The following is a 10,853-nucleotide window of genomic DNA, read 5'->3' on the forward strand; positions in this document are numbered from 1 at the left end:
TGGGCTCTGTTGCATTAACCGACGTCGTGTATGGTGAGAGGCGAGTCAGGAGGCCCGCAGATGTCCGTGTTCAAGCGCCGTCGTTTTCCGGTCGAGATCATCCTGGTTTGCGTGCGGTGGTACTGCAAGTACGGAATCACCTATCGCGACCTCGCGGAGATGATGCAGGAGCGCGGAGTTGAGGTCGACGCCTCGACGATCTTCCGGTGGGTGCAGCGCTACGCGCCTGAGCTCGAGAAGCGCATTCGCTGGTATCAAGGCTACCGCTCGAGTTCCTGGCGGGTGGATGAAACCTATGTAAAGGTCGGAGGACGGTGGAAGTACTTGTTCCGAGCCGTCGACAAGTATGGTCGGTTGATCGACTTCATGCTGCTGGACCGTCGCGATACGCGCGCGGCACACAGCTTCCTGGTCAAGGCAGTGAAAACGATGCGTAACTGGCCGCCGCACTCGATCACAACCGATAAGCTGGGTTCCTATCCCAAGGCAATCCGTCGGCTGCAGCGCGAAGGCAAGTTATCTCAAGACACTGAACATCGCACATCGAAATACCTAAACAACATCATTGAGGCAGACCACGGCGGACTCAAACGAATGATCCGTCCCACTCGCGGTTTCCAGACAATGAGAACGGCGTCTGCCACCATCAAGGGATTTGAGGTCATGCGTATGATCCGACGGCGCGATTGCCTCCTATGCAAGCCCAAGGTCGCAGGCGAGATCCAATTCATCAACAAACTCTTCGATGTTGCTGCCTGAACTGCAACATACGGTAGGGGCAAGCTGTGCCTGCAACGGTTAATGCAACAGAGCCGACCAAAGACCACTACGATGAGCGGGAATTTGTGTATGACCAACACATCGCGGCCGAGAAGCCGAAGAGCTTGAGCGAGTTGAGCATTGAATGATGTTATCGTGCAAGCTTCTCTGTACCTGCCGCACCTTCGGGCACGGGAGGCAATTTGGCTATTAACTGCATAATCTTCACTACCCAGGTTGGGTGTTCGAACGAGAGCATCTTTGCGTAGTTAAGAGAATCTCTATCCCCGAGATCTATCAGAGACTCTACGTATTTCTCGAGACTTATCGTGCTCCAAGGCGAGATTGGCCGAACAGCGCTCTCGGAAAAATACCAGCGCCCAAATACGACCCAAGGCTCATTAGATTTAGAGTTCAAAAGTTTCGTCCGCAGTAACCTGATTCTTGCCAGGTCTGGTTGCTGCGCTTGCTTGTATTTGATCTGCGTCGCGGCAAAATCGGCCAGATCAGCCAACCATTCGGGAGCTGGGTCATGAGGAGGCATGTCTATGATTTGAACGCTAGAGTCGCCCGAAGCAGTCAGGAGCGAGACACCGCTCGGGCTGAAGGCGATCGTTGGAACGTCGGTCTGCGTACGCACTGGCAGATGGAGTTGTTCTCCGCTGCTTGCGTCCCAGACGCGTGCCGTATGATCGCGGCACGCAGTTGCGACCAGATTGCCATCTGGACTGAACATAGCTCTTAATACTGCTTCGCTGTGCTGAAGAGGAGGGGAGATAGGTGTGCCAGTTTTGGCGTCCCATACCATCGCCGTATGGTCAAGCGAAGCGGTCACTAGACGAGAGGCATCTCGATTGAATACTGCAGAAACAATCGAAAGACTGTGCTGAAAGATTGGGCCGAGAGGCTGCGCGGTATTTGCATCCCACGTCTTCGCCGTGTGGTCTGCCGAAGCGGTAAGAATGATGTTGCCATCCGGACTAAAGGCTGCGCCAAATATGATGTTGTTGTGCCTTAGCGGCTTGAGCTCACGCGCACCGGTCTTGGAATCGAGAAGATCGGCCACGCCATCGCCGGTTGCAGTCAATACGCGAGAACCGTCAGGGCTGAAGATAATGGAGTAGACGGCCTCGTGGTACACAACCTCAGGCGAAAGCGGCTGACCCGTGCTCGCATCCCAGATTCGGGCTCTCCCGTCATCCGATCCGGTCGCCACCTTCTTTCCATCGGGACTGAACTTCACGCACCGAATAGCTCCTGTCGTCCGCATGGGTAAACCCACTTGGCGTCCAGTTGCAACATCCCAGATTTTGGCGGTTTCATCTTCAGATCCCGTAACCACGCGTTTTCCATCCGGACTGAAGGCCGCAACGAGAACAGCATCATCGTGGTGGAGGGGGGGAGTCAGTTCCTTACCGGTCTGCGCGTCCCAGAGGCGCGCCGTTTGGTCCTCCGACGCGGTGACGATTTTTGCACCGTCAATACTATACTCCGCATCGAGAACGGCTCCCGTATGGCCTCTAAGAACCATCCCGCCGTTCGTTCGCTGCTCACTAAGAAGTTCAAAGACCAGATCAGAGGCAGGGTTGCCCTGCGGCTGCAAGCGAAGACTCTCGGCCAACCGTCGGAGCGCCTCTGGTTTGCTTCCATCTGCCGCAAGTATTTCAGCAGTGAGAAAATCTACGTAAGCAGCGCCGAAGAACTGGCGACTTGAAGTTTTAGGGTCCGCTTGACTTGCTCGTTGAGAGACCTCTTTCGGAATGGAAGAAATCTGTGCCGTGGCCTCCTGTCCTGCTGCCCAAACCTTGGCCGCAACAAAAATGAACACTGGAAGCTTTCGCATGGCTCCGGAAAGCGATTTAGGTATGTAACGCGTCATGTATTTTCTTCACCGTGATTCGTCATGGTACTCAGAAAGATTCTTGTTTAGCCACCCGTCAAACGAACAATCAACAGTAAACCGGCGTTGTTCTCTAGAAAAACGGCATCAGGGGGCGATCTCGAAAGGGTTACAGTAATCGGAAAGGCCGTTAAACGACCGCCGATTCTGGACAGAGAACGGCGGTCGTGTGGATGTAGTTTTGAATTTCGAATTCTTCGTTCAACAACTCGTCTGCCGCGGGGGGGGGGAGCAGATGCAGCTCCCCGCGGCAGACTCGTAGTGCGTGCGGGCATTGAATGTACCCACTACTGCGTCAGAAGCTCCAGTCCATTGAGCCTGGGTAGATCTGCAGCGCCGGCTGTAAAGCTTACGACAATCTGACCGCTGCTATTTGCCGTTGCGCTGAACGTTTTAACGACTGCGATGTTCTGCCCTCCAGCCGTCGCGAAGATATCGAAGTTTGTGAGTACAGGGTTGCCGTTGATGGCCACATTGAACTGACGCTTGCCTGCAGCCGTAAAGAAGGTCTCAGCAAAGTGCAGCCGCACCGTGTAACTCGCTCCAGGAGTCAGTCCGGGAAGAGTGTAGGTGAAGTTGCCACCCAGGCGATAATCCTGATAGACCGCCATGGGTGCGGCATTCGCTACCCCAACTGTTGAAACCTTGTTACCCGTGGTCGATACGCCGCCATTAGTAAAGAACTTATCAGCGACAAAGGGGGCTACAGCTGCTCCGCCGGCATTGATCTGATAGACGGCGGCTCCGGTTTGTGGCAGTTGTGGGGTGGCTGACGTCTCATTCGACAAAGCCGAAGTTCCGACACTGTTGACCGCCGCAACTTTATAGAAGTAAGTCACGCCATTGGTGAGAGGGGTGTCGACGAAACTTGTTGCCGTGATACCTGTGGCAATCGGAGTCATGCCCTCCCCACCTGCTGTCGTGCCGCGATAGACGTTATACGAGGTTGCCCCGGTGCTCGCGTTCCAGCTCAGGGTTACTTGTGCATTTCCAGCCAGCACCGTCAGATTCGACGGAGTTGCGGGGACTGTCGCGGTCGACGTACCCGAAACCTCGTTAGAGGCTGCCGAAGAGCCAGCCGCATTCGCTGCCTTGACGAAGTAGAAGTAAGTGGTTCCTGTGGTAACGCTGGTATCCACAAAGCTGGTGCCGGTTAGATTCGCCACAAGCGGAGTGGTTCCTTCAGCGCCCGAGGCGGTGCCACGGAAGACGCTATAGGAAGTTGCGCCGGTGCTGGCCGCCCAGCTAAGAGCGATCTGGCCGTTGCCAGCAACCGCTGTGAGACCGGCGGGAGGCTGCGGTACCGAGGGATTGTTGATGGTGAGGTTCAGAGTTGCCGAACCGGTGCCGGCTGCATTGGATGCACTGATGGTGACGGCGCTCGTGCCGGCGGTGGCCGGCGTTCCCGAGATCAGTCCCGAGGAGCTGACGCTCAGACCCGCCGGAAGACCGGTCGCGCCGAAGGTAGTCGGACTCTGGCTGCCCGTAATCTGGTAGCTAAAAGCTGTTCCGACAGTTCCCGTTGCAGTCAACGGACTGGTTATGGTTGGCGCTGCGGTAGCCTGGGCAAAAGAACCGAAGACCTGGAACTCAAACATCGAGTATCCAAATGTTGTATTGCGCCTGGTCCCGAACATGCGGATGTAACGTGCCGCCGGGAAGTTCAATGGTCCGCTGGTAACAATTCTGCCACCCGGAGGATTGTTGGGAATATTGACAATCTCGTTCCAATTCGAGGCGTCATTGCTCCATTGCAGATCGTAGACTTTGGCCGACGCGTTCTCCCAGTTAATGGCGATGGAGTGAACGTTGGCCGGAGCGCCGAGATCGACATAGATCCATGATGGATCAGCGGAAGCTCCCTGCACACTCTCCCAGCGGGTGTTTGTGTTGTTGTCGAAGGCATTGGCCGCGACGTTGCCACCATTCACTGTGGAAGCAAAGGCTGGTTTGAAGAGGGTCAGATTCGCATCTGTCTGCACCGCCAGACTGTGGCCATTCAAGCTACTGGTGATCAGATTTGCGTCGGAAGTATTTACAGCTCCGTCGCTATTGAGATCGTAGATAAAGTTGTTCTGAGAGACCTGATTGGTGAAATTCGCCTGCACCGCGGCAGCATCGAATTGATTGACCACATGATCCCCGGTGACATCGCCCTGCAAGATGTCGAACGGGACGTCCGCAGTACCAGCAATACTCGCGCCAGCCGTTGTGGGCAGAATACCATCAAGATGGAGATTAAGTGCCTGGATATCCTGCACTCCGGTCAACTCTACAGTAACAACGGTGTTCGTGGAATCGTACGTAACAGACGATACCTGACCCACCGCAGGTTGAGTGATACCGGGCTGCACACCCAAACTGGCTGTAATTCCAGTGACTGGTGCCGCGAAGTGGAGGAAGAGGTTGTAGGTGCCGGAGACAGATCCGCTCCGCGGCTCGGTTTGAGGTGCTGTTGCCGGAAACAGGGTGATTCCGAAGGTACCGGCACGACCTTGCGTCTGGCTAGAAACTACATCGATGACCGGGGAAGCCAAAGCATTGGTGACTTGCTCTGGGGTGAGCGCTATGTTGTAGAGACGGACTTCATCGACCAGCCCCTGGTAGCCTTCAACATTGCTCGTGTTCTGCATTCCCATCCAAAGGTCGCCGGCACCGTCTGCCGCCTGTGCCGGTCCGCTAGCCTCCAGTACGCCGTTGACGTATAGGCTGCGGGTTCCAGCAGTACCATCCTGAACCAGTGCAACGTGCGTCCAGGTATTCAGTGCTGCGGCAGGACCTACCAGATCGCCAGAGGGACCACGGGCAATCCACTCATTCGCGGCATTGATATAGATACCGTACTCATTGCCCTGATCTGCCGACTTGGCGATGATTGTCTGTTCCGCTCCCTTGAAAGCGACAGGATTGATCCAAGCCGATAGTGTAAAGCTCTGATTAAGGCCGAATTGCAGAGCTGCATTATTGGGCACTACGATGCGATCGATCGCGGTTGTGCCGTGGAAGACCCATCCGCCATTGACATATCCGCTGGCGGTGAAGGCCGCTTCGCCGCAGGAAGTTCCAGAATGGCCGTTTCCGCTCACATCGAAGACATTGACAGGGCAAGAAGTATTGTTCGTGCTCGTACCATCATCCATATTCCAATAGGCAACCAGCCCAGGAGAGGAATACGTCGGGAAGGTAGTTGCAGAGGCAACGTTGCTCGGATTTGAGTTTGCACCATTGCTGGCCACAATCTCATAAAAATAGGTCGTCGACGAGTTCAGTTCACTGTCGGTAAAGGTGGTGACGTTTGCCGGGACTGAGCCGACCGCTGTGAAGGTTCCAGTCGCACTGGTCGAGCGCTTGATCAGGAAATTAAATCCCGACTGTGTAGTCGCGTTATTCGTCCAGGAGACGGTTATCTGGCTGGCGGATTTGGCAGCAGCCGTGGTGTTTGAAGGCGCTGGCGGAGATCCTGCCTGGGGCGGGAAGAGGCCGGAGACCTGAAGGTAACCGACGTTCGTTTGAGTGTTGAAGCAGGTTAAGTAGACCTTACCGTTTGCCACGATCGGCAGGCTGAACTTGGTCGTCGTGCATGTACCGCCGCCCTGTGTAGGAAGAACAGTATTGCCGGAGAAGATGGAATTCGAAACATTGGTTGCATCGTAAGCCCTAAGCGCATTGCTCAGGATCCAGACGATGCCGTTGCTGGTTCCATTCGCGGAGATGAAGACGCTGGTGCCTCTGTTCCCGTAGGTATCGGCGGAGGAGATGGCTGTCGGCGAAACGTAATTGCCGGTCGCCGGATCGAATTGCACCTGACGCTGCTCCAGATGTCCGCCACTGGGTGCATAGTAGATATTCCCGTTGAAATAAGAAGGAGTTAGAAAGAGCTGATGGGCGCCTGGCTCGTCGATCTCCTGAATAGCGCTCGAATCGTTCGGATTGACGCCTCCCAAGTTATCGCGATCTAGCACATACAAGATCCCTGCTTTTCCACCGCCAACCATGATGTGGTGATGCGTCCCCTGCGTCTGGTCCGGCAACAAAAGCATGCCACCCGCCCCAAGATCCATATCGCCAAGCGTTGCCCAGTTATTCGGCGTAAACCACTTGGTTGTATCTGAGAAAGCCAGCCCTATCTCCCCGGTGGTGTTAGTGGGCAGCTTGAGGACGCTCTCGCCCCAATCGCTTGTCGCAGGATTGGGAGACGTCTTGTTATCCAGGGTTCCGTTTCCGGTGACGACATACATATTCCCGGCCGCATCGATGGCCGGTCCAGCTCCCGATTGCCATATTCCCGCCTCTTGGGCAGTATTGTTGGGAGTCGTGTTGAAGGTCTTTACCAGTTGGAGGGTCTGGGCGTCATACCCCAGAATCTCGCCGTAATACGGTCTCGTGTCACTGTGGGAGGCATAGCTGATGTAGACCACGCCATTGTAGAGCACCATCGCTGCCCGCGTGTGCTCGTGCAGTGGAGAAAAAGGGATTTTATTCGGCCCCGGAGAAGGTTCCGGATCCAAGTCGCCCGCACCGATAGCTGGAGGAATACCGGTAAAGGAGGGGTTCACCAGTACCGGACTGCCAAACTTTGGATTGCCCGTCTTCAGATCGAGCGCGTAGAGAAACTGCTGATAAGGAGGATTGACTGCTGGATTTTTAACCTTCACGACGATGTAGATCGTGCCGCTGGTTTTATCGATGACCGGCGTCGTCGTTATGGATAAATTGCCTAGGATGTCTGACGAACCCACATCCGATTGAGGAACAGGCTGTGATCCCGATGGTATGAGGTTGTCATGCCACAGCGGAGAGGAATTGGTCCCATTCGGGTTGACTACCTGAGGGTCCGCGTCCGCATCGAAGGCGTACAAACTACCCGCCTCGGTTGCGACATACACGACGTTATGCGACCTTCCATCAGGAAATGTGCCGGGAAGCCCGTTCGATGTATTTGAGCTTACATAGAGAGGCTGGCCATAGGTCTGACCATCCGTCTGCTGGGTAAAAAGCAGCCCGAAACTTCCCGTAGCGCCAACGTTCGCGGGAGTGAGCACCGTCTCGCTTGAGTTCAAACCAGTATGCTGCAAACTTCCTTGCCAGGTCGTGATATCGACCTGCGCAAAAGCGGCTGACACAAACAAGGCAAAAACAAACGCCATGAAGAGTGAGCGAAACAATGATCTATATCGCAAGAAAGCCTCCACTTTCAAATTACAAATTGATGCAAAATGGCGTCACCGGTACCTGGGTGGTCGTTCAGAGCCTTTCGGACGAACATTAGCCTGGCAAGGCTGAACAAGTTTTTAAAACGGAAGTTCCTGCGGGAGACACTGCCGACCTGCGCCGGGTTGCATTCAATGCCCCTACGGCGTCATTTCTACAGAGATACATAACTGTGATACTGCGTCGGCGACTGCAGATTCCGAATCCGCAGTCGCCGTATTAATCCGGCGACTGCGGTGTTATCGGGGTCGAAGATTACTGGATTTCGATGGCACTCAGCATCGACGTATTGACGACATTGCTAAACACAATCACGTATTGACCGCTCGAGCTTGCAGGCACGTTGAATTCCTCAATGATCGCCTTGTTCTTCGCGCCCGAAGCCGCAAGGATGTCAAAGTTCGTCAGGACCTGCGTTCCGTTGATGTTGACGTTGAAAGTGCGCGAACCACCTGTGGAAAAGTAGGTTTCGGCAAAATGCAACCTTACCTTCTTTGTCTCTCCGGGGATGAAGCCGGGGATGATGTAGCTGAAATTGCCGCTGCGCGCTTTCTGATACACAGACATTGGCGCCGGATTGACAACACCGGTCAGATCGATGGTGTTGGCGTGGGAGATAAGCCCTCCGCCGGAAAACAATTCGTCGGCAACAAAGTTACCAACCGCTTGACCCTGCGAATTGATGCTTATGCTGCTGATGATCGGGCAAGCCGCTGTGGAAGAAGTTACAACGTTTGATGGTCCCGACACTCCAGCGGCATCAACAGCTTGTACGGCGTAATAGTAGGTAGTGCCGCACATGAGAGTTTTATCGTCGAAGGACGTGGTCGAGAGTCCGCCAGCAATAAGAGTGTCAACTGATGGCGCGAAGCCGTCCGGCCCTCCTGGCGGCGTGGTGCTGCGATATACGTTGTAGCCCGAAACTGTGCAGCCATTGGGAGCAGTTGCGGCATTCCAGGTAAGGCTTACGTCAGAGAGACTCGGCTCTCCGGTTAACGCAGCAGGCGCATTGGGAGCGCCAACACAACCGGTGGAACCGGGAGTTGTGGGCGTAAGCGTGATGGCATCCATGCGCGAAACGCCTTCCCGGGTAGTGTTGAAGAATTGAATGGTATTTACTCCCGCATTCAGAGGAATGGTGATGGTGATATCCTGGAATGCTTCAAAATCGCCAGTTACCGGGAAGGGTACCGCAGAATTGATGACTACGCCGTTCACCATAACTCCCGCATACCGAGTCTTAACTCCCGGGAAGAGACCCTGAGCGAAGGCATAACGAACATCCATCGTGTAATTGCCGGCGGCCGGCACCACAACATTGTTAAATGTCGCGGTCCCCACGATGGTATACGCCATATCGATAGTCGTTAGCTTTGGATCGATGGCGCTCGCGGAATGGATGTTAGAGGGGAACCAACCGCTCAATGTCTCGAAACAATCGAAGCCGCCGATGAGCGAGTCTGCGAAGAAAAAACGCAGTCCACCGCCAGGCACCGAAACACCGGCAACCGCGCCGCTCCCCCCGGTAGGCGGTATGTTCGCGGGACAGGGACCAGCAAAAGCAGTCAAAGAACTAAACAAAACCACAACAAATGCAAGAACCTTCTTGTTCATCACATATCCTTTCAGTTTTGAAGATCAAGAGATTAGTAGACTTTTCGCATTATGGGGTGGGGAGAAGAGGGGCACACTAGCAGACAGGAACCTCTCCATATGTGTATGGAGTATCTTCAAATCCTTTGCTCGCGATAGAAATGCAACACAGAACGACACATTACTTTAGTTTCAATTAAGTTTCAATTATAGCACGCACAGAGTTACGTTAATTTTTAGTTGCGACTTACAACATAGAACTGACAACAACATAGAGTACGCTGGGGGGTATTACTTTGGTAATGCAACTCACGAGCAAGTTCCGGCTCTCTGAGGACTGTCAGCGGTTTACTCATCGATGCTCAAAAGCGAAAGAATTGATCTTGACAGCGGTGGAGATTACGGAAGCGCAGTACACACAGATTAAGAATGTGTTGCCGGTGCAGCGTGGCAACGTGGGGATGAGCAACCTGCAGGTACTCAACGCGGTGTTATATGTGGCTGAGCAGGGCTCTACCTCTCCGCTCAGTTCGAACGACTGGCCGCACGAAGAGGTAGCAAACGAGCGCTCATCGCGGCTCTGTTGCATTAACCGTTGCAGGCACAGCTTGCCCCTACCGTATGTTGCAGTTCAGGCAGCAACATCGAAGAGTTTGTTGATGAATTGGATCTCGCCTGCGACCTTGGGCTTGCATAGGAGGCAATCGCGCCGTCGGATCATACGCATGACCTCAAATCCCTTGATGGTGGCAGACGCCGTTCTCATTGTCTGGAAACCGCGAGTGGGACGGATCATTCGTTTGAGTCCGCCGTGGTCTGCCTCAATGATGTTGTTTAGGTATTTCGATGTGCGATGTTCAGTGTCTTGAGATAACTTGCCTTCGCGCTGCAGCCGACGGATTGCCTTGGGATAGGAACCCAGCTTATCGGTTGTGATCGAGTGCGGCGGCCAGTTACGCATCGTTTTCACTGCCTTGACCAGGAAGCTGTGTGCCGCGCGCGTATCGCGACGGTCCAGCAGCATGAAGTCGATCAACCGACCATACTTGTCGACGGCTCGGAACAAGTACTTCCACCGTCCTCCGACCTTTACATAGGTTTCATCCACCCGCCAGGAACTCGAGCGGTAGCCTTGATACCAGCGAATGCGCTTCTCGAGCTCAGGCGCGTAGCGCTGCACCCACCGGAAGATCGTCGAGGCGTCGACCTCAACTCCGCGCTCCTGCATCATCTCCGCGAGGTCGCGATAGGTGATTCCGTACTTGCAGTACCACCGCACGCAAACCAGGATGATCTCGACCGGAAAACGACGGCGCTTGAACACGGACATCTGCGGGCCTCCTGACTCGCCTCTCACCATACACGACGTCGGTTAATGCAACAGAGCCCA

Annotated in this window: 5 protein-coding genes; 1 reads left to right on the forward strand and 4 read right to left on the reverse strand. The window is 54.5% G+C overall.

The features are described 5' to 3' along the window. Positions 1 to 60 precede the first annotated feature (60 nt). Entirely contained in the window at positions 61 to 759 is a 699-nt protein-coding gene (locus Q363_RS27740; RefSeq protein WP_051979422.1) for an IS6 family transposase, read from the forward strand. A 151-nt stretch (positions 760 to 910) separates the two neighbouring features. Here the strand turns inward: Q363_RS27740 and Q363_RS27745 are convergent, their stop codons facing one another. The 4 genes from Q363_RS27745 to Q363_RS27760 all read right to left on the reverse strand — a co-directional run bounded on the left by Q363_RS27745 (position 911) and on the right by Q363_RS27760 (position 10,793). Then, positions 911 to 2,638 (reverse strand): WD40 repeat domain-containing protein, encoded by a 1,728-nt coding sequence (locus Q363_RS27745; RefSeq protein ID WP_084080846.1) that lies wholly within the window; start codon positions 2,636 to 2,638, stop codon positions 911 to 913. Positions 2,639 to 2,946: 308 nt separating this feature from the next. Beyond that, positions 2,947 to 7,839: a LamG-like jellyroll fold domain-containing protein gene (locus Q363_RS27750; protein WP_157467706.1), complete on the reverse strand. Its 4,893-nt coding sequence runs from the start codon at positions 7,837 to 7,839 to the stop codon at positions 2,947 to 2,949. A gap of 286 nt (positions 7,840 to 8,125) precedes the next feature. Continuing rightward, a complete protein-coding gene (locus Q363_RS27755) occupies positions 8,126 to 9,484 on the reverse strand; it encodes a malectin domain-containing carbohydrate-binding protein (protein ID WP_035357158.1) in 1,359 nt (452 codons plus the stop codon). 610 nt (positions 9,485 to 10,094) lie between these two features. After that, the gene (locus Q363_RS27760; protein ID WP_051979422.1) at positions 10,095 to 10,793 is read right to left on the reverse strand and encodes an IS6 family transposase; all 699 of its coding nucleotides are present in this window, start codon (positions 10,791 to 10,793) and stop codon (positions 10,095 to 10,097) included. Between the last annotated feature and the right edge of the window lie 60 nt (positions 10,794 to 10,853).

Source organism: Edaphobacter aggregans DSM 19364 (assembly GCF_000745965.1).
Classification (GTDB): Bacteria; Acidobacteriota; Terriglobia; order Terriglobales; family Acidobacteriaceae; genus Edaphobacter; species Edaphobacter aggregans.